The organism is Ruegeria sp. BG5, from assembly GCF_056538425.1.
Genome location: NZ_JBQFTC010000001.1, coordinates 615,776 through 635,247, shown reverse-complemented (window position 1 = coordinate 635,247; position 19,472 = coordinate 615,776). Strand labels below are relative to the sequence as shown.

At 59.7% G+C, this 19,472-nt stretch carries 17 protein-coding genes; 4 read left to right on the top strand and 13 right to left on the bottom strand.

What is annotated here, in order from left to right; genetic code table 11:
* Positions 1-2: 2 nt before the first annotated feature.
* The 6 genes from ACR0KX_RS02980 to ACR0KX_RS02955 all read right to left on the bottom strand — a co-directional run bounded on the left by ACR0KX_RS02980 (position 3) and on the right by ACR0KX_RS02955 (position 6,675).
* On the bottom strand, positions 3-1,277 hold the full coding sequence (locus ACR0KX_RS02980) for an ABC transporter permease (protein WP_170622431.1): 1,275 nt from the start codon (positions 1,275-1,277) through the stop codon (positions 3-5).
* Positions 1,278-1,349: 72 nt separating this feature from the next.
* Positions 1,350-2,441 (bottom strand): extracellular solute-binding protein, encoded by a 1,092-nt coding sequence (locus ACR0KX_RS02975; protein ID WP_480707822.1) that lies wholly within the window; start codon positions 2,439-2,441, stop codon positions 1,350-1,352.
* Between the two features lie 104 nt (positions 2,442-2,545).
* Entirely contained in the window at positions 2,546-3,634 is a 1,089-nt protein-coding gene (locus ACR0KX_RS02970) for an ABC transporter ATP-binding protein (RefSeq protein ID WP_170622665.1), read from the bottom strand.
* A 148-nt stretch (positions 3,635-3,782) separates the two neighbouring features.
* Entirely contained in the window at positions 3,783-4,493 is a 711-nt protein-coding gene (locus tag ACR0KX_RS02965; protein ID WP_480707821.1) for a maleate cis-trans isomerase family protein, read from the bottom strand.
* Positions 4,490-5,635 (bottom strand): M24 family metallopeptidase, encoded by a 1,146-nt coding sequence (locus ACR0KX_RS02960; protein ID WP_480707820.1) that lies wholly within the window; start codon positions 5,633-5,635, stop codon positions 4,490-4,492. Before ACR0KX_RS02960 ends, ACR0KX_RS02965 begins: the two co-directional genes overlap by 4 nt.
* A complete protein-coding gene (locus tag ACR0KX_RS02955; RefSeq protein WP_170622427.1) occupies positions 5,632-6,675 on the bottom strand; it encodes a pyridoxal-phosphate dependent enzyme in 1,044 nt (347 codons plus the stop codon). Before ACR0KX_RS02955 ends, ACR0KX_RS02960 begins: the two co-directional genes overlap by 4 nt.
* A gap of 84 nt (positions 6,676-6,759) precedes the next feature.
* On the opposite strand from ACR0KX_RS02955, the gene ACR0KX_RS02950 reads away from it, so the two are divergent.
* A complete protein-coding gene (locus ACR0KX_RS02950) occupies positions 6,760-7,944 on the top strand; it encodes a M24 family metallopeptidase (RefSeq protein WP_170622426.1) in 1,185 nt (394 codons plus the stop codon).
* A gap of 174 nt (positions 7,945-8,118) precedes the next feature.
* Here ACR0KX_RS02950 and ACR0KX_RS02945 read toward each other — a convergent pair whose 3' ends face one another.
* The 4 genes from ACR0KX_RS02945 to ACR0KX_RS02930 form a co-directional block, all read right to left on the bottom strand.
* Positions 8,119-9,555 (bottom strand): cytochrome-c peroxidase, encoded by a 1,437-nt coding sequence (locus tag ACR0KX_RS02945; RefSeq protein ID WP_480707819.1) that lies wholly within the window; start codon positions 9,553-9,555, stop codon positions 8,119-8,121.
* Between the two features lie 92 nt (positions 9,556-9,647).
* Positions 9,648-10,244 carry a GNAT family N-acetyltransferase gene (locus ACR0KX_RS02940; protein WP_170622425.1) on the bottom strand — a complete coding sequence of 199 codons (597 nt, stop codon included), beginning with the start codon at positions 10,242-10,244 and terminating at the stop codon, positions 9,648-9,650.
* 80 nt (positions 10,245-10,324) lie between these two features.
* Complete coding sequence (locus ACR0KX_RS02935) at positions 10,325-10,960, bottom strand: hypothetical protein (protein WP_170622424.1); 636 nt, start codon at positions 10,958-10,960, stop codon at positions 10,325-10,327.
* A 106-nt stretch (positions 10,961-11,066) separates the two neighbouring features.
* Positions 11,067-12,005, bottom strand: coding sequence for a homocysteine S-methyltransferase family protein (locus ACR0KX_RS02930; protein WP_170622423.1), 939 nt, complete (start codon positions 12,003-12,005; stop codon positions 11,067-11,069).
* A 148-nt stretch (positions 12,006-12,153) separates the two neighbouring features.
* Between ACR0KX_RS02930 and ACR0KX_RS02925 the strand changes: the two genes are divergently transcribed.
* Positions 12,154-13,710, top strand: a complete 1,557-nt coding sequence (locus tag ACR0KX_RS02925) for a winged helix-turn-helix domain-containing protein (protein ID WP_170622422.1) — start codon at positions 12,154-12,156, stop codon at positions 13,708-13,710.
* Here ACR0KX_RS02925 and ACR0KX_RS02920 read toward each other — a convergent pair.
* Complete coding sequence (locus tag ACR0KX_RS02920; protein WP_170622421.1) at positions 13,685-14,689, bottom strand: MFS transporter; 1,005 nt, start codon at positions 14,687-14,689, stop codon at positions 13,685-13,687. The two genes, ACR0KX_RS02925 and ACR0KX_RS02920, sit on opposite strands and share 26 nt — an antisense overlap.
* A gap of 295 nt (positions 14,690-14,984) precedes the next feature.
* On the opposite strand from ACR0KX_RS02920, the gene ACR0KX_RS02915 reads away from it, so the two are divergent.
* Positions 14,985-16,508, top strand: a complete 1,524-nt coding sequence (locus ACR0KX_RS02915; RefSeq protein ID WP_480707818.1) for an ABC-F family ATP-binding cassette domain-containing protein — start codon at positions 14,985-14,987, stop codon at positions 16,506-16,508.
* 31 nt (positions 16,509-16,539) lie between these two features.
* Here the strand turns inward: ACR0KX_RS02915 and ACR0KX_RS02910 are convergent, their stop codons facing one another.
* Positions 16,540-17,583: a helix-turn-helix domain-containing protein gene (locus ACR0KX_RS02910; RefSeq protein ID WP_170622419.1), complete on the bottom strand. Its 1,044-nt coding sequence runs from the start codon at positions 17,581-17,583 to the stop codon at positions 16,540-16,542.
* A 164-nt stretch (positions 17,584-17,747) separates the two neighbouring features.
* Between ACR0KX_RS02910 and ACR0KX_RS02905 the strand changes: the two genes are divergently transcribed.
* Complete coding sequence (locus tag ACR0KX_RS02905; protein WP_170622418.1) at positions 17,748-18,938, top strand: sterol desaturase family protein; 1,191 nt, start codon at positions 17,748-17,750, stop codon at positions 18,936-18,938.
* Between the two features lie 11 nt (positions 18,939-18,949).
* On the opposite strand, the gene ACR0KX_RS02900 is transcribed toward ACR0KX_RS02905, so the two are convergent.
* The gene (locus tag ACR0KX_RS02900; RefSeq protein WP_170622417.1) at positions 18,950-19,363 is read right to left on the bottom strand and encodes a VOC family protein; all 414 of its coding nucleotides are present in this window, start codon (positions 19,361-19,363) and stop codon (positions 18,950-18,952) included.
* Positions 19,364-19,472 lie beyond the last annotated feature (109 nt).

Sequence of the window (19,472 nt, the reverse complement as noted above, 5' to 3'; positions counted from 1 at the left end):
GATTATCCCAGCTTCACGTTATCGATGCCGACGATCTTGTCGTAGACCCAGTAGAGTAACAGCACGACGCCCAGAAGGATCGTCCCCAGTGCCGCGGCCAGCCCCCAGTTCAGCGAGGACGAGATGTGATAGGCGATCCGGTTCGAGATAAAGACGCCCTTGGTGCCGCCCACGATCTCGGGCGTGATGTAGTAACCGATCGACAGAATGAACACGAGGATCGATCCCGCGCCGATACCCGGAATGGATTGCGGGAAGTAAATGCGCCAGAACGTGGTCCAGTTGGTGGCGCCCATCGATTTCGCCGCGCGGGTGTAAGAGGGCGGGATGGTCTGCATCACCGAATACATCGGCAGGATCATGAAGGGCAGCAGGATATGCGTCATCGCAATGATCGTACCGATCTGGTTGTTGATGATCACAAGCCGCGCGTCATCCGCCACCAGCCCGAGCCAGACAAGGGTTTCGTTGATCACCCCCTGTTGTTGCAGCATTACTTTCCACGCCGAAGTTCGCACCAGCAACGAGGTCCAGAAGGGCAGCAGGACAAGGATCATCAGCAGGTTCGACACCCGCATCGGCAAGGTCGCCAACAGGTAACTGACCGGATAGGCCAGCAGAATACAGGCCCCCGTAATCACCAACGACATGAACAGCGTGCGCCCGAACAGCTTGATCAGGATCTGTTTGTCTTCGGGCTGGGCCTGCGCGCCTTCGGGGGTGCGGCGCATGTCGACCGCGTTCAGGAAATAACCGTTGGTAACAGCAGGCGAGTGGGTTTTGATCACGGCCCAGGTCTTTGGGTCGCCCCAGCCATCGTGCACGTCGATCAGTTTTTCCTTGAATGGACCGTCCGTTTCCGGATCCATTTTGTTGATTTGACGCCCGGATCTGCGGAACATCGAAGACATGCCGGTTTCTTCGTAGTTCAGACGCGAGCCCAGACGGGTGTGCTGTTTGTTGTCGATGGCGACAAGCATATCGCGCACAAAGGCATCATAGACGGCCTCATCCGGCAACTCGCCCGACGTGTCGTCCCAATCCTTGAGGGCTTCGACGGTCAGCGGCAGCGTGTCTGCAACAATGCTGTTTTCCACCGAGCGGAACAGCATCGAGGCAATGGGAATGATGAACGAGAACATCACGAACAGCAGCAAAGGGGCAATCAGCAGCAAAGCCCGCATTTTCTGTCGCCGCAAAGAACGGGCCAGCGACTGTTTCAGCGGCGTCCCATCTGCCGCCAGCATTGGCCCTGCATTATCGCTTGCGTCCGTCATCGTTATTCCCTGTTTTGTCTTGGTCTGGGGGCGGCGCACCGCCCCCGACAATCCTATGTCGTCAGGTCCGGCTTATTGTGCCAGCCACGCCTGGAATTTGGCGTCGATGTCGTCGCGGTAGTCCGCCCAGAACTCGTAGTTATACAGGAACGTGTTCTTTGCGTTTTCCGGATCGGTCGGCATGTGCGGTGCCATGTCGATGCCCAGATCGGCATGCTGACCCACCAGCGGAGCCGACGAGGCACGGGCCGGACCGTACGAGATCCACTTGGCCTGATCCGCCAGACGCTGAGTGTCGGTGGCGAACATGATGTAGTCCAGCGCCTGCTTCTGACGCTCTTCGCTCAGACCAGCCGGGATGATCCATCCGTCCAGATCGAACACCTGCGCGTCCCACAGCATGGCGACGGGCTGGTTCTGCTCTTCGATCACGCTGAACAGACGACCGTTATAGGTCGAGCCCATGACGACCTCGCCATCCGCCAGCAGCTGCGGCGTGTCAGCACCGGCAGACCACCAGACAACGCTGTCCTTGATGGTGTCCAGCTTGGCCAGTGCCTGATCCTGACCTTCCGGGGTTGCCAGAACGTCATAGACATCGTCCTTCGCAACGCCATCGCAGATCAGGGCCCATTCCATGTTGTTGATCGGGCGCTTCTCCAGCGAGCGTTTGCCCGGATAGGCTTCCAGATCAAATACGGCGCAGACATCGGTAGGCGGTGTGTCACCAACCAGATCGGTGCGGTAGCCGAATGTGGTCGAATACACGATCTGCGGGATAAAGCAGTCGCTGACCAGCAGGTCGCCAAAGTCTTCGGACGCGGGCGTGCCATCGGGGGCAGGGGCCAGCATGGTGTCAGGGTCGATTTCCATCGCCAGACCTTCGTCGCACAGACGGATCGCATCGGCGGCAACAACATCGACCACATCCCATGTAATGTTGCCCGCTTCGTTCATCGCGCGCAGTTTGGCAACCGCTTCGGCCGAGCTGTCATCGTTCAGAATGGTGACGCCGGTCTTTTCCGAATAGGGCTCGTGATACGCCTTAAGCTGCGATTTGGAATATGCGCCGCCCCAGGAAACGATCGTCATTTCCTGCGCGGACACGCCGCCCGCGGCGATTGCAACGGCGGCAGTAGTCAGAAGGGTTTTGGTTGCTTTCATGTGTAACTCCCAGTTCATCCCGTTTATGTATGTGGTCAGCTGATGCACGGGTCTTCATCAGCCGGTCCCTCTCGTATAGATCCGCTTGTTTTGCGCGGCTTGGTCTATGCGTCGAGCGCACGACAATCCTGTGCCAGCCAGCCGATCTCGATCTCCTGACCGGCCTGCAGGCGAATGGCGTCGGGGGCGTTCCGTGTTTTGACGATAAAATCGTCGTTTCCGGCAACCGACATGCGGAAGCGGAAGACATCGCCCATATAGATGAATTCCTTGACCGTCGCTTTCAGCGTATGCGCGTCGGCATGCAGACGGTCCTTGTTGAACTCGACCCGCTCGGGCCGGATCGAGACCTTGGTCCGTTCGCCCGGATTGTGCACGTTGATCGGCACCGCATCGATTTCCGAGCCGTCGTCCAACTGGATCAGGCAGGTGTCGCCTTCGATTGACTTGACCACGCCTTCCAGCGTGTTGTTCTCGCCAATGAACTGCGCAACAAAGCTGTTTTCCGGCTCTTCATACAGTTGATCCGGCGGTGCAAGCTGTTGAATGCGGCCATCGTCGAACACCGCGACCCGGTCTGACATGGTCAGCGCTTCGGTCTGGTCGTGGGTCACGTAGACGGTGGTAATTCCCAGCTCATGCGCAAGGCGGGTGATCTCGAACTGCATATGCTCGCGCAGCTGCTTGTCCAACGCGCCCAGCGGTTCGTCCATCAGAACCAGTTCGGGCTCGAACACCAACGCGCGCGCCAGAGCGATCCGCTGTTGCTGACCACCGGACAGTTGCGCCGGACGACGTCCGCCAAAGGCACCCATCTGAACCATGTCCAGCGCACGTTTGACCTTGGCCTCACGTTCGGATTTGCCCAGCTTGCGCACTTCCAGTGGGAACGAGAGGTTCTCGGCCACGGTCATGTGCGGGAACAGCGCGTAGTTCTGGAACACCATGCCAATTCCGCGCTTGTGCGGTGGAATGTTGTTGATGGGTTTGCCGTCCAGCAAAATCTCGCCATGGGTGGCAGTTTCGAACCCGGCCAACATCATAAGGCATGTGGTCTTGCCAGAGCCCGACGGCCCGAGCATGGTCAGAAATTCGCCTTTTGGCAGTGCCAGATTGAGGTCTTTAACGACGAGGATTTCGCCATCATAAGACTTTTGAACGCGTTGAAATTCGACAAACGCGGCGTCGTTCATTGCTTCGGTCACAAGACCCCCTGTTTCGTCAAATGATTATCCGGCTTTTCCGGATTTCATTGATCTGTCCGCATGAATTAAGACCAAGCCGAATACGTTTTGCAACAAGGAATGTCGTTTTTTGTTCCTGGGGTCTCGAATTGACAATTCAATTGACGGAATTCAGGCGCCGCATGTGCCACGCAAGGCTTTGATTGCTTGATAATACAGGCTTTCCAAGCCGCGCCCGTATTTCCGGCAGTGCTGACAAAGTTTTGAGGTTGGTACAGCTTAAGAAAACAGCATCCACTTGTGGATCCGACCCCAATTCAACGGCTGCCGAGACAACCGAATCATTGGAAATCCGCACAACCTTTGCCTCTTCTGATTCGCCGAATGTGCCAAAAACATCGGTCGAGATTCCGTTTTCAGCAAAAGTGCGCCGCAGGGGAATGTTCACTTCCTCAATATAAGGAGACAGAAGCGCGAATTTCGAAACACCGTGATTCGCGGCGCAGGCCACGGCAGCCCGCAACGGGTTTGTCACTTCGGCCGTGTTGCAGGTCTTCTTGACCATTTGGGCAACACGGTCTGATCCAATCACCGAACTGGCCGAGGTGCAGCCATAGCCGACAACTTTGTATGGCCGCGCCTTGGGCAATAAATCGGCAGCGGCGGGCAGGGCGTTTTCCATCTCGGCCAGCGTGCCGGTCGTCACTTGGATTCCGCTGGGAATGCGGGTGACGTAGATCGGATATTTCCGGTCCGAAAAGTAGTCGCTGAACTCGGGCTCAAGCGTTTCGTCGGTTTGCAGCACGATCAGGCCCATCGGTGAGGCGGCCGGATCGTCAGCGTCCAGAGTGTAGGGGATAGGTGTCATAGCTGGGCCACCTCCGGCCCTTTGCGGGGGCTGATGAAACGCGGTGCATCTTCGGTGATCACGATGTTTTCCTCGTGCACCAGTATCTTGTCCGCCACGGCGATGCCGGGCTCCAGCGTCAGAACCATTCCGGGTTCCAGCACCGTATGATCCGTCGGGATGAGCGAGGGCCATTCGGTCAGCGACATGCCCAGCCCGTGGCCCAACCGCCCGGCGTCGGTTCCTTCGCTATCTGCGGTCAGAATGGTGTTCATGGCATGGAACAGATCCGATGCGGTGGCACCGGGTCGGGCGATCTGAAACGCCGCGTCCGAGGCTTCGATCAGCCGCGCATGGGCCGCGCGGACAGCGGGCGTTGCCGGACCGACTGACCAGTTGCGGTCGAAATCCGAGAAATACCCGTCCCAGACCAGCCCGGTGTCCAGCATCAGCACATCGCCTTTGGCCAGCGGGGTGGGACTGGCTGGCGAGATCACATCGCTATATCCGCCTTGCTCTGCGCCCCCGGCAAGGTAGGGAACCCAATCCGCGCCTTCCTCCAGACAGAGCATCTGGAACTTGCGAAACACCTCATCCAGCGCCACGCCTTCACGCGCGATTTCCGGGACGCGGGCAAAGGCGCGCCCGGCGATCCCGCAAGCGGTTTCAAGCTTGGTGATTTCCGCGGCAGATTTGACCATGCGCAACTGGCGCAGGATGCCATGATCGCCGGACAGGCTGCGCGGAGTGATGGCCCGACGCACCCGCTCCAGATCGGCCAGCGGCATTCGGGCGTGGGTCTCATGCCCATCCGGCAGGCCTATGACACCGTTCGAAGGGGCCAGTTCGGTCAGCGCGTCAACCAGAAGCGAGACGCCATCATCCTGTAAATCCGGTGAGGACCACGTGCGGATATCGTCGATCCAGCTCTGTGCCATCAAGGCCGCGCCGATCGATGGGATCACCGCAACCGGTTTGCCGCTGGCAGGCACAATCAGAAACCAGGGCCGCGTCGGGCTTTCCCAGAACCGGGTCAGGAAGCCGGTGAAATACCGCACATCTGTTTCCGTGGTCAAAAGCAGCGCCGACAAGCCCGCCTGATCCATCAGTCGTTGGGCGCGTTCGGTTCGGGCCTGAAACTCGGTCGGGTCAAACCCCCTCATTCCGCGACCTCGGACAGGATGCAGAGAACGCGCGCGTTTTCGTCGATCCCTATTGCGGCCCGAGCCTCGGCGCTCATCACGGCAGCAACCCCGGCGCCGCCCGAGGCCGTTGTTGCCAGCCCCGCATCCTCCATCGCATCCAGATGTGTCGTCACTTCGTCATCGCGAAGGGTTAGGAACTGATCCGCATCGCGGGCCAACCCGTTCAGCGCGATCAGCGAGGGTTCCTTGCAGTCCAGCCGCCCCATGACGCTGTCCGGACCATCGGCGAAAACGCATTCGCCTGCTGAAATGCTGGCCTGAAGGGCGGGCGCATCCTCGGGCTCGACCACGACGATCTTCGGCGCGTTTCCCCAAACGGTACGCGCATACGCCGCGACCGCCCCGGCCAGCCCGCCGACGCCTGCCTGCAGCAGGATATGAGTCGGGGGCTCGGGGCATTGCTCTGCTGCTTCGGCGGCCATCTGCAAATACCCCTCCATCAACGTGTGGGGGAGATCGAAATACCCCTCCCACGAACTGTCGGACAGCAGGATCCAGCCGTTGTCGCGGGCAGCCGTGCTTGCGCCGTCCATGCTGGCGGCATAGTCCGTGCCTTCGCGCACAACCTGCGCATTCTGCGCGCGCAGGCGGTCGGCAAAGGTTTCGGGCACCGTGTCGGCAATGTAGACGACAGCCTTTGCGCCGAACATTCTGGCTCCGGCTGCGACACTCATCCCGTGATTGCCTGCACTGGCGGTCACGTAAGTACGCCCCTGCAATGTCGTCGCGTCCGGCTTGCCTTTTTCTTCGGCAGCATGCCGGGCGATCACATAAGCCGCACCAAGCGCCTTGAACGATCCCAAATTCATCCGCCCGCGTTCATCCTTGACCCACAGGCGCGCGACCGGTGCCAGCCCTGAAACCTCGACCAATGGCGTTTCCCTAGCGGCGGGGCATTGCGCCAACAAATCGGCCACGCGCGCCGCATCTGTCGATGGATAAGGGGCGGATGGTGCCAGTTTCTGACCCCCCCGATGCGGGTTGTTGACAGTGTGCATGGGACCTCCGACGTTTCGTTGCGTTGACCTGAGCCATTTGGTGCGGTTGTGTCAACGCAAACTGTTTCATAACCCGAGGTGGCGATGACTCATTCTGACCCTGCGTTCACTCAAGCTGAATATGACCGTCGTCTTGCCAAGACCCGAAACGCGATGGCGGCGAAAGGTCTGGATTGTCTGTTCGTTCAGGACCCGTCCAACATGGCCTGGCTGACAGGGTATGAGGGGTGGTCCTTCTATGTGCATCAGGGGGTGCTAGTCTTCCTCGATGCAGATCCGGTCTGGTGGGGGCGGCAGCAAGACAGCAATGGCGCACTGCGGACGGTGTGGATGGGGGATGATCGCATTCTGGGATATGCCGATCACTTTGTGCAATCCACAACCCGTCATCCGATGCAGGATCTGGCGCAGGTCATCGCCCGGTTCGGTCATGGTACAAGCCGTATCGGTGTCGAGATGGACAATTACTACTACTCGGCCAAGGCCCATCAGACCCTAGAAGCCGAACTGCCCAACGCAAGTTTTGTGGATGCCACCGCCTTGGTGAACTGGCAGCGGGCGGTTAAATCCGGCGAAGAAATCGCCCTGATGCGCAAGGCGGCGCGGATTTCCGAGCATATCGTCGATGGGGTGCTGGACAGGGTCGAACCGGGCCTGCGTAAGAATGAACTGGTCGCGCAGATCTATCACGACGCGATCACCGGGGTTGGAGAGGATTGGGGCGATTACGCTGCGATTGTGCCGCTGTTGCCGTCCGGATCGGATGCAGCTGCGCCGCATCTGACCTGGAACGGTGACGTGTTCAAATCTGGTGAATGCACGTTCTTTGAACTGTCAGGGTGTTACCGGCGCTACCACGCCCCATTCTGCCGCTCGGTCTTTCTGGGTGAGCCTCCGGAGCAGATGAAACGGGCCGAAGCGGCGCTGGTCGAAGGGTTGGAGGCCGGGCTGGACGCGGCGCGCGCCGGCAACCGGGCGCGGGATATTGCAGCCGCTCTGGCAGCCCCTCTGGAACGCGCCGGGATCGAACGCGGCGCGCGGTGCGGCTATCCGATTGGCCTGAGTTACCCGCCGGATTGGGGCGAGCGGACAATTTCCCTGAGGGATGAGGACGAGACCATCCTGGAACCCGGAATGACCTTCCACTTCATGCCGGGCCTGTGGATGCAGGATTGGGGTCTGGAGATCACTGAATCCATTCTGATCCGCGAGTCCGGCCCGGCAGAGTGTTTTTGCAACCGCCCCCGGAAACTGTTCGTAAAGCCCTGACGTCTTTGGTCGCATCTTGCTGAGCCTCAACATGAGACGCCAAGGGCACCTGCTGACACCTCGGAACGAGCCAGATTCACCAGCATTGCGGTATCCGAAAGCCCGAAGGTGCTGTTTCAGAATGGCATCTCGGTCCGTCTCGATCCGACCGGGTGCGGCAACCCCAATTCCAACCTAGTTTGGCTGCGGATCAAGCCCCGAGGGTACGTCATCGGGCACCCAGTGGCGCAGGGTGTTCGTGGCTGGATCCGTCAACGCGTTCAGAAAGGCCACAAGATGCGCAACGTCGCGATCTGTCAGATCGGGGCGCGGCTCGAGCTGGTTCGCGGCGGCGATGCGTGCTTTCAGGTTGGGGGATTCAAGAACCCAGCCATCGCGGGTATCGAAAGCGCCCCGGCGGTCGGGTTCGACTGCGGTGAAACTCAAGGCCGACCCACGCGCCGAAAGCCGTTGGACATGTTTCAGTTCAGGCAAGATATCGGGTTTTAGACCATAGCGGTTCAGGCTGCCGACCGGGTCAATGTGGTGACGGATGACGTCTTCAAGCGTGTCATACGCGCCGCTATGCCCCCACGGACCTGTAATCGCGACGTTTCGCAAAGACGGGGTACGAAACGCAAACAGATCTTTGCCGCGTTTGCTGACCCTGTATCGGCCCTCATCCTCGGTTCGGGCAAAGAACCCGGTCTCGCGCCAGTATTCCAGATCCGCCCCGTGGCCCTTGCCGGGCCCAATCTGCGGCATGGCGATAGCGTGAAAACCATGATCGGTCAAAAGCGGCCCGCTGTGGCAGCCGGAACAGCCCGCCTTGCCGTAAAACAGCTGCAGACCTGCCTGCGCATCGTGGGACAGATGCGACATATCCCCTGTCCGCAACACCAGATCAAACGGGCTGTTGTCAGATCGAAAAGCCACGGTCTGAAAGGCTGCAAGTGCTTCGGCAATATGCGCGTAGGTAATGTCTGATGGCTGCCTGATCTCGTGAAAGGCGGCATCAAAAAGGGCGACATATGCGGGAATTTCGGAAACCGTCTTTGCAAGCAGCGCCCAGACTGTCGCCCTGTCCTCGGTTGCTGCGGCATCGGCGACTGGGTTCTCGCCATACTGACCGGCCATTTCCAATGGCGATGTCACCGGGAAAAACGCCTGAGCCGCCAGAACGCTGCTCAGATCAGGCGGAAGGGCTGATCCGGCCGGGTTTCGAATGGTTGCGCCCATCGCCTCGACCCGCCCATCGTGAAACATGCTTGTGTAGGCCCGTGCCCCGATGTTCCAAAGCGCCTGAGCGTTGCGCGGAATGCGCCCGTTGACGGCATCATGTGTGACGCGATGCGCCCCGGTCCCTGTACCGCCTTCGCCAATGCCCAAGGCCAAACCATCCCCCGACCCCAGGCTGGGGTCATGGCAGGTGCCACAGGATATGTTCTTGTTTCCGGACAGGATCGGGTCGAAAAACAGGTTGCGGCCCAACTCGACCAACGTGTCCGAGGGTGCACCGTCATACAGGAAATCCGTGTCCTCCAGCGGATCGGGCAAGGGCAACCAATGCTCGGCCCAGGAAACCTGCGGCAGGGCGAAGGTTGAGAGCATGACGCCCAATAAGGGCGTCACAATCAAAGATCTCAAACTGATGTGCATTGTTTTCAACTCCTGAAAAGGCTGGGGCAAGCACTGGGCGGGTGCAGACCCGGTCAAACGGCAGGTCAGGGCAGGTTGCGGATCAGCAAGACGACGTCGCCGGTGTAGTAGGGCTGGCAAGGGTGGTTCCGCACGGGCGCCTGCGCGACCGGTTCAAAGCCAAGCCTGCGATACAGCCGCAGCGCGCCGGTATTTTGGCCATAGACCTGAATGCTCAGCTTTTGGTACCCGGCCCGGCGGGCAGTGTTCTCGACCTCGGCCAGTAGCGCGCTTCCGATGCCCCGGTTTCGGGCCGAGGCGTAGACGGCCAGCGCGTTGACAAACCATGTCCCGGTCGACAGCGCCTCAAGCTCGACGAAGGGTTTGATCGGATCCGGAAGGTCCGCGATGTTTCCTTCGGGCACCGTTTCAATCGGATAGGTCAACGCCATGCCCAACACGTGGTTCTGGTTCCGGGCGAGAATAGCGTTGGTATAGGAAAAGCCGCCGCTGGTGCGTTGCGCCCGCGCCATGCCGACGTCGAGCACGGTTTGTCCGGGGGCCACTGACTTTGCCCACAGCCATGAGGGGATACCCTCGCCTGCAATGTCGATCAGCTTGGCAAGGTCTTTTGCGTCGTTTCTGGACGCAGGTCGAATTTCAGGGAGTGTTGTGTCTTTCATAACGTCCACGCGTGAATTGGATGAATTTGCACAAGGCACCATGCCCGGTCGGATACCGGGCATGGCGCTGCTAAGTGCGATCAGGAATTGGCGTCGGCTGTGAACTCGATCGGGCCAACGGGCACGCCCGAGTCCCATTCCAGAAAGTCACCGTCATCGACCTTGTAAGAGGCGTGATCCTTCTCGGCGGTTTCAAACTTGAAAGTTGCGTTGATGGCCATGAATTCGTTGAAGCCCAGTGTGGTTTGAACCAGCCCTCCCTCAATCCCGACAAATTCGCCTGTCGATCCGGTAACCGGGCGCAGGTTTTCCTTGCCGATATCAGCGATTTCGGGGCCTTGCGTGATCACGGTGTCCCCGTCGTTGAATTCAAAAACCTGTCGGCTGATGACCCAGACACCCGAGGTCGCGTTGCCGCCTTCGCCGACAAAGTACCCATCACAGGTCCAGGTCCCCAGAACCAGTCCGGGAAAGGCCGGGCTGCCATCCTGATTGACGCCTTTGGTCTGATCGCTGAGCGTGCCGGCGGGGTAGATGTAACCCTGGCTTACGAATGCGTTGCCATGGGCCGGCATCCCGTTTTCGTGCACAGGGTCCGCCGCCATGAAGATCCGCGTGTGATCTTCGGCCACATCGAACGCCATCAGCGGCTCTTGCGCATAGGCCATTCCGGTGGACGCCATGATTGCGAGCGTTGAGAGAATTGATTTGAACATTGAATTTTCCTTTCAGTTTCAGTTTTCAATGGGTCATCACCCGCCCGCGGACCTGTCCGCAGGCGGCGATCTGGTCAGGGCCAAAAGCCCGAAGGGTTGGGCGATCTCAGGCGGGTTCCGTTGCCTTGCAGATCGCAGAGACATGGCGGTGGTCTGTGCCGCAGCATCCGCCCATGACAGTCAGGTTCGGCAGCATCGCCGACAGTCCTGCATAAAGCGCCCCAAGCTCGGCCGGCTTGCCGTCATCCAGCGTTTCGGCAGCATCCAGTTCGGCGTGGCTTTGCCGTGACGCGTTGGCACGCAGCCCCATGATCCGTCGGGTCCAGTCGCCGTTCAAAACATGGGCGAAATGGTCCGGATGGGCGCAATTGATCATGTAGTAGGCAGGGTAGGCGTCGGTATCGGCATCAACCGCCTCGATCGCCTGCTGCAAGGTCTCGCCCGAGGGCAACAGCCCGTCGGTTTCGAGCGTGAAGGCGATGGCCACCGGAATGCCCCGTGCCTTGGCGGCCCGTGCGATACCCAAAGCCTCGGCCGAGTAGGTCATCGTGATGGCCGAGACCATGTCGGCCCCGAACTCTTCGAACCAGCCGACCTGCGCGTCATGGTAGGCTTGGGCCTGATCCGGTGTCAGAATGCGCGTCGGCGCGTATCCATCATCCTGCGGGCCAAGGACGCCGTTGATGACAAAGGGGGATCGGCCTTCGATTTCCATCCGGTCGCGTAGCTTGCTGAGGTTGCAGATGGCTTCCCGGTGTACCGCGCGCAACGTGTCATGGCTGATGCCCAGTTCGGCGGCCCAACGGGCACTGGCGCGCCAGGTCGGTGTGTCCATGACAAATCCGCGTTTTTCCGCGACGGCCATCTCGGCGAACTGCATCATGTAGGCGTCCAGGGCGGCCACGCCCTCTTCGGTCTCCAGCGCCTTGAAAGAGGCAAACAGCGGCAGGTCGATCCCCTTCTGGAAGATCAGAAAGGTTTCTAACCCACCATCGGTGATCATCGAATGTCCGGACAATTGCGGCAGAGCGTTTCGGTATTTCATCTTTCCTCCCTCCTGAGAATGGGGTGTCTTCGTTCAGTGATGAGGATGTGCTACCCCGGCGGCGCTATGCGGGCTTGAGGCAAACCTGAGAAAACCCTGAGAATGTCTGAGGCTTTGCGTGGATTTGCAGTGCAGCTAGTGTGAGGTCATGAAAGTCCGGATTTCAGATGCCGAGATCGATTTTGATCAGGTGACGGCCACCCATGGCGGTCAGACCCTTAGGCTGACCCGGCAGTCGCTAGGGATATTGCGCACGCTTTTTGAGGCTGGCGGAGCTGTCGTCAGCAAGGATGACCTGATTCTCAGAGTCTGGGGGGATCGCATTGTCACGGACGCCACCCTTTCGACCGCCATAAAAGAAGCGCGGCGCGCAGTCGGGGACAGCGGCACGGCGCAGCGGGTCATCAAGACGGTTCATGGTGTGGGATTCCGAATGGCCCTTGATCCCGCCCCGGTGGCTGAGCGGGGCAGACCTGAACCGGCTGTCCCTTGTCTGGTTGTTTTGGCCTTCAAGAACACAAGCCGGGATGCAGAGGCCCAGTTCATCTGCGACGGGATCACGGACGAGATCATTGCAAGCCTGTCCCGGTTCCGGGACTTCAAGGTGTTGTCCCGCACCACCGCAGACGCCATTCAGGCTGCTCAACTGGATCATGACGAGATCCGCCGCCGCTATGGGGCAGAGTTTGTCATCGAAGGCAGCGTTCGTCAGACCGAAGCCAGATTGCGTGTCAGCGTGCAACTGGTATCGACGGAAACCGGCGCGATTGTGGTTACCGATCAGTTCGATAGCGAGGCCACGGTTGCGTCGCTGTTTGATGTGCAGGACAAGATCGCCCTGACCTGCGCAGGCCGACTTGCTGGCCCGCATGGGCCGGTGGCCGACAGGATCGCCGCAGAAATCCGAACCGAAACGTCCCATTCCAGTTGGACGATCTTTCGTCTGGTGTCCGAGTTTCGCCGGTTTTACCGCACCTACGACATAGAATTGCACGCCCGTTTGCGCGAGGAACTGCCGCAGGCATTGGATCGCCACCCGGATGCCTCGGACGGATGGGCGGCCTATTCTGTCATCTTGCTGGAAGAGTTTCGGTATCACGTCAACGAAAGGCCCGGTATCGATGCCCTGGCCTTGGCGACGGAGGCGGCAGAAAAGGCGACTGTCTCAGACCCGCGCAATGCGTTTGCCTGGGTTGCACTGGCTATGTGTCGGTTGTTCGCAATGGATGTCGCCGCCTTTGATCAGGCGGCGCAAAAGGCGCTAGCCTTGAATCCGGGGCATTCGGATGTGCTGTCGGAAATCGGCCATTGCTACGCATTTCTGGGCCGGGAAGATGAGGCATTGCAGCTGTTGGACCGGGCCATGGACATCAGCCCGGAACATCCCGGTTGGTACCATTTCGCCAAGGTCTGGAGATACGCCAGACTGGGACTGAACGAGGCGGCGTTGGTCGAGCTTCAGAAAGTCCCGATGCCGGGATTTTATTGGTACCATGCGCATCTTGTCTGGCTGTATGTCGCCCTCGACGATCTGGACGCGGCGCAGCAAGAGGTTTTGGCCCTGAAGCAGGTTTTCCCGGACTTCGAAACCCGCGTCTTTCAGGAACTGGCGATGTGGGAGGCGAACTCGGACCTTGTCGAGCAGGCCTTGTCAAGCTGGCGCAGGGCAGGGTTGACCATTACCGGCGCGGCAGAAGGCCAATAACGCCGGACAACAGGATCGCGGCCGCCAGCGATGTGTATCCCGCAGCATGAACCAGCACGGCCCCGGCCACCCCTCCAATAGCGAACCCAAGCAGGTATCCGGCCATCGCCCCCGGTGCCCGGTCACCGGCGGTTCCCAAATAAAGGGGAAAGAACAGAAACAAGGCGAACCCGTTCAAGAGTATTGTCAGGCCGAACAGGAACAGGGTTGGCGCCACGTAGCTCAGCGCCCCGATCAGCGCGGCGGCGAACATCGACAGCGATTGGGCCCTGCCGCGCCAGTTTGCTGGCACCTGCGAGGCAAGGATTGATCCCAACGCGCCTGTTACAAGGCTGGAAAGCAGCCAGAAGGGCAGGTTCTGCGCGTCCTCGAACCTGCCTCCGAAAAGCTCCAGATAGGTCCAATATGCACCCATCAGCACGAAAAAGGGAAGGTATCGGGCAGGCACATCCGCGAGGATGCTGCGCCAGTTGACGTGCTGCCCGGCGGGTGATGTCTGCAGCGGCGCAGCGAGCAGGCCGAGAGAGATCACAGCCAGAACCCAGAAGGACGAAATACCCAATACTGGCAATACCAGATAGACGATCAGTGAGACCACCAACCCGACTGTCATCGCCGTGCTGATAACGCGAAGCCCTGTGCCAAGACTGCCCAAACCGCGTGTCGCGAACCCGGCCAAAGACCCGATCGCCAGCCCGAGAATACAGCAGGCGACCAGTGTGAAGACAGCGTTCAAAGGCGGGCTGAGGGCCAGATAGACAAGGCACACCGGCACGCCGATCTTTGCCAGACCGGCACGGATTGCGTGTCTGGCAGTGGCGCAGGCCACAGCGGCGGACAACAGGACAAGACTGCCGATACCCCCGGCCTGAGCGTCAGACAGACGGGCATTTGACGCCAGATCGCCAATCCAGACCGGCATGGTGTTGATCAGGACCAGACCAAATCCGATTGTCAGGACGATTGAACGCGAATCCACTGCCTGCTCCTGTCGCAATCACGCCGTAGGCACCCGAACATCACCCCTGTTTCAGCAAGAATGCAAGATCAAGACGTCCGCTGCGACTTGCCTGAACACCTCAGCCCGGCTAACCTTTCCCTGTCTGAACGGTCACAAGAGGAGGGCAATTGCTGAGCATGCGCATCACACGCCGACTTCAGCATGGTCCCTGTTTTGCCCTGCAAATCCGTTTGCAGGGCTGACCAAATCCTTATCCGATTGACGGTCTGCCCAAAGCCGCGTGGCGGCGCATTTCTTGTGACACGAGACCGTTATGACTCTTCTCAATACCAAGTCGCTTGGCGTAACGCTGGGGACTCCTCTTTTTCAGAACCTTGATCTGACCATTTCAAAAGGTGACCGCATTGGCCTGATTGCAGCCAATGGCCGTGGTAAATCCACGCTTTTGAAATGCCTTGCTGGTCTGATCGAACAAACATCCGGCGAAATCACGCGCAGCAGGGGGCTGCGCGTCGGATATGTTCCGCAAGATGTCCCCGATGCGGCGCTGTCGGTTACGTTGTATGACTGGGTTCTTCGCAACCTGCCGCCCGAGGTGGCAGAGTATGAAAGCTGGAAAGTCGACGTGGCCCTTGCGGATTTGCAGGTGCCGTTCGAGGTTCAGCAGGTCCCTTTGGCCGAACTCAGCGGGGGCTGGCAGCGAACGGCGCTGCTTGCCGCGGCTTGGGTCAATCAGCCGGATCTTCTGTTACTGGACGAACCCACCAACCATCTGGACTTGCGCCGGATCGCCTTGTTGCAGGATTGGCTTGCAGCCCTGCCGCACAGTGTCGCCATTTTGATGACCTCGCATGACCGGGCGTTTCTGGACGAAACAACGAACAGGACGCTGTTTATCCGGCCGGACCATTCGCGCGTGTTCAACCTGCCGTTTTCTGCAGCGCGGGAGGCATTGGACGAGGCGGACACGGCCGATGCGCGGCAGTATTCCAACGACATGAACAAGGTGCGGCAATTGCGGCGCCAGGCGGCAAAACTCAAGAATGTCGGGATCAATTCGGGCTCGGACCTGTTGCTGACCAAGACAAAGCGTCTGACCGAACGTGCCGAACGCCTTGAGGAGATGGCAAGGCCAGCACATCAGGAAAAGGATGCGGGGCAAATCAGGCTGGCAAATAGCGGCACCCATGCAAGGGCACTGGTGTCACTGGAGGATATGACCATCACCAAACCCGATGGCGCGCCCTTGTACCGAACCGGTCAAAAATGGATCACCAAGGGCGACCGCGTGGTTTTGCTGGGCACAAACGGGGCCGGGAAAACCCGGCTGATCCAGGCGGTCCGGCGTGCGTTGACTGGTGAAGAGGGGCAGATCCGATGCGCATCCTCGATCATTCCGGCTTATTCAGGTCAGAGTTTTGAGCAATTGAACGATGCGGCAACGCCGATGATCGCTGTCACGCACCGGTCCGACATTGGCGACCGGCGCGCGCGTCAGGTTCTGGCCGGGGCAGGGATCGAGATTGCGCGGCAGGACCGCCCGATCGGTCAGCTTTCAGGTGGGCAAAAAGCGCGTCTGGCCATGCTGGTCCTGCGGCTGGAGAATCCCAATTTCTATCTGCTGGACGAGCCCACGAACCACCTGGACATCGCCGGGCAAGAACTGTTGGAGGCAGAGTTGATCGCCCAGGATACCACCTGTCTACTGGTCAGCCATGACAGGCAGTTCATCCGCACTGTCGGAACCCGGTTCTGGTGGATCAAGGGCCGAAAGCTGAGGGAAGTCGATAGCGCCGAAGCGTTTTTGGACGCCGAGATGTCGGGCGACACGGGCTAGGAGATTGACGTGCAAGGAAGCTCCGCCGCCGTTAAGCCGGGGCCGGGGTGGTGCCTTTGCCATATTGTTTTCTGAACTCGGTCGGTGTCATGCCGGTGCTGGCCCGGAACGCCCGGTTGAACGGGCCAAGCGACGAAAACCCGACTTCATACGCGATGCTCAGCACGGTGCTGTCCTCCATGTCCGGCGCGATTAGCAGTTTCCGAGCCTCGTCAATGCGAAAGGTGTTGACGTAGCTGGGGAAGTTCCGATGGCCCATGCCCTGATTGATGGCCGCCCGGATACGGTGCTCGGGTGTATCAAGATGGGCGGCCATTCGCGTCACGGTCAGACCTTCCTCGCGCCACAGCCCGTCTGACATTGTCTTTTCGATCCGCCCGATCAGTGCGGCCTGCGCGGGGCTGAGCGTCACGTCCTCTGGTTGCCCGGCGGGCTGGACGATCCAGATATCCGATCGCAATCGCACCGACCACAGCAGGAACGCGCCTGCCGACAGAAAGATCAGCGTCGCTTGGGACATGTAGACCCAATGCGGCAGGGCACGGTCCAGTTGCGTGATCTCAAGCGCTGTAATGATGATGCCGAGGCACAGAACCCAGGCCAGAAACCAGCGCCGGAACCGGCGGCGGGTGGCCACCAGATCATCCGCGTCGCCCTTTATGACAATGCCAAGGATATGCGCAAAAAGAACCAACGCGCAGGCACCCCGGATAGCCCCTGTGGGAAGGTTCAGATGGGCCAGCCAGGCCGAGACCACAAGGATTGCGGCAATGACAATCTGCCATGGCCTGATCCCAACGCTGTCCTGAAACAGTTCAATGGCGGCCCAGTACACCAAAACGGGGATGGTCGAGGCCACCATAATAAGCGCGGACTGCGCGGCTGGGGCCAGCTCGATATTTGGGGACGACAGGACAAGGTAGGGGCCAAGGCCAAGACAAAGCAAAGCAACAGACACGCTTTTGCGCGTCCGCGCGCCGTTGGTCAGAAACACCAGGGCGCAAAGCGCAAGCGCACCGAAGGCGCTTCCCCGAAGGAAAAGATCAAAGATCGCTGTGTCCGGCATCGTGGCCATAAGCAAATTCCGGTTTCCCGCGCGGGTCAACGGCACAGGCTTGCCGATTGTGAAAAATCCTGACCGATCCTGAAGAATCCGCGCCGTGTTTCGAAATCGGCGCGCCAGCGCTCACCACGCCCGCGCATGTTCCGCCCATATCCCTTTTGATGACGGAGCGAACAATGACAGCCCTTTCAGAAATACCATCCATCTATGCCGATATCTTCGGCGCGGACCTGCTGCGATACGTTGTGGGCGCGGGCGGCACCTATCTGGTGATCAGCGTTTTCCTGTCCCGCCGTCTGCGCGGTCAGAAAATCAGAGCCACGGAACCGCCAAAAGGCCAGATCAGGCAAGAGGTTCTGGCCAGCCTGCGCACTGTTTTGATCTTTGCCGCCGCTGGAACGTCAATCGCATTGGGGGCCAAAGCCGGCCTGATGACAGTCTACCCGGACGTTGCGGCCTATGGGTGGGGCTATTTCCTGCTCAGCACAGTCTTGCTGATCGTCCTGCACGATGCGTGGTTCTACTGGACCCATCGCGCCCTTCACTATCCGCCTCTGTTTCGGAGGTTTCACCGGCTGCACCACAGATCGTATCAGCCGACACCGTTCACGTCCTACAGCTTTGATTTGGGCGAGGCCGTGGTGAACGCCGCCTATCTGCCTTTGGTACTGATCCTGATCCCAGCACATCCCGTGGCGCTGTTCATCTTTGTGACTCATATGATGTTGCGAAATGCCGTGGGTCATTGCGGGGTCGAGGTCTTTCCCGCAACAGCCACAGGACGCCCCGTTTTTGGCTGGATGACCACGGTGACGCATCACGATCTGCACCACGCCCATGCGGGTTACAATCTTGGCCTCTACTTCTCGTGGTGGGATCGCCTGATGAAAACCGAGCATCCGCACTATCTGCAGGCGTTCGCAAAGGCGGCCCCTCGGATCTCCGGGAACCGCCTCAAAGCCGGGGCGCTGGTCCTTGTCATTTTCAGTGTGTGTCTGGCAGGCCGGGGAGATGCGTTCGAGCTTTCTGGCAGCTACGCCTCACCGGGGCTGGGCGTCATTGTCAGGTTTGAACCCTGCACGGCAGAGGCCACCACCAAATGCGGTCGTCTGGTTTGGGTCTGGGACCAGGACAAGACCCCCCATGCGCGCATTGGCGATGTGATCCTGACCGACCTTACACTGGACGGGGCCGTTTGGAGGGGTGCGTTGCTTGACCCCGAAACCGGGCGACGGTTTCGGGGATCCATTCGCGCTGCATCCGGGCACAGTTTGAAACTGAAAGGCTGTGCGGGGATATTCTGTGCCAGCCAGACATGGCATTCGACAAGCTACCTAGGGCAAATCCTTGCCCGTCACAGCGACTGATTGCGCTCGGCCTAGTCGTCCCGCCTGGGTTCATTCGGATTGCTGGAAAACAAGGCGATCTTGTTGCCCTGAGGGTCCCGAAGGTAGCCAACATAGAATTGCGGGCCGTAAGATTCGCGAAACCCCGGCTGCCCTTCGTCAGATCCCCCTGCTGCAAGGGCTGCCGCGTGAAGATCGCGAACCTGGCGTTGGGTTTGCGCCTCGAATGCGACCATGGTCCCGTTCCCGGCCGAGGCGGGGTGTCCGTCAAACGGTGACTTGACGTAGAACTCTGGCAAGGGGGGCTGGCCGGGTTCCACTGGCAGCGCATAGCTGAGGTCCCCGTGATACCTTTCTAACGAGTATCCAAGGGCAGGCAGAAACGCGGAATAAAACCGCTCGGCCCGTTCGATATCGTCGACACCAATGGTGACATAGGCAATCATTCGGAAGGTTCCCTTGCAGGCATTCGACCCCAGCTTACGGCATCTTTATCGCCACGGGTACATAGCTTGGAACAATCACCGCGATTTGCACTTGGGCGTGCCGGACGGT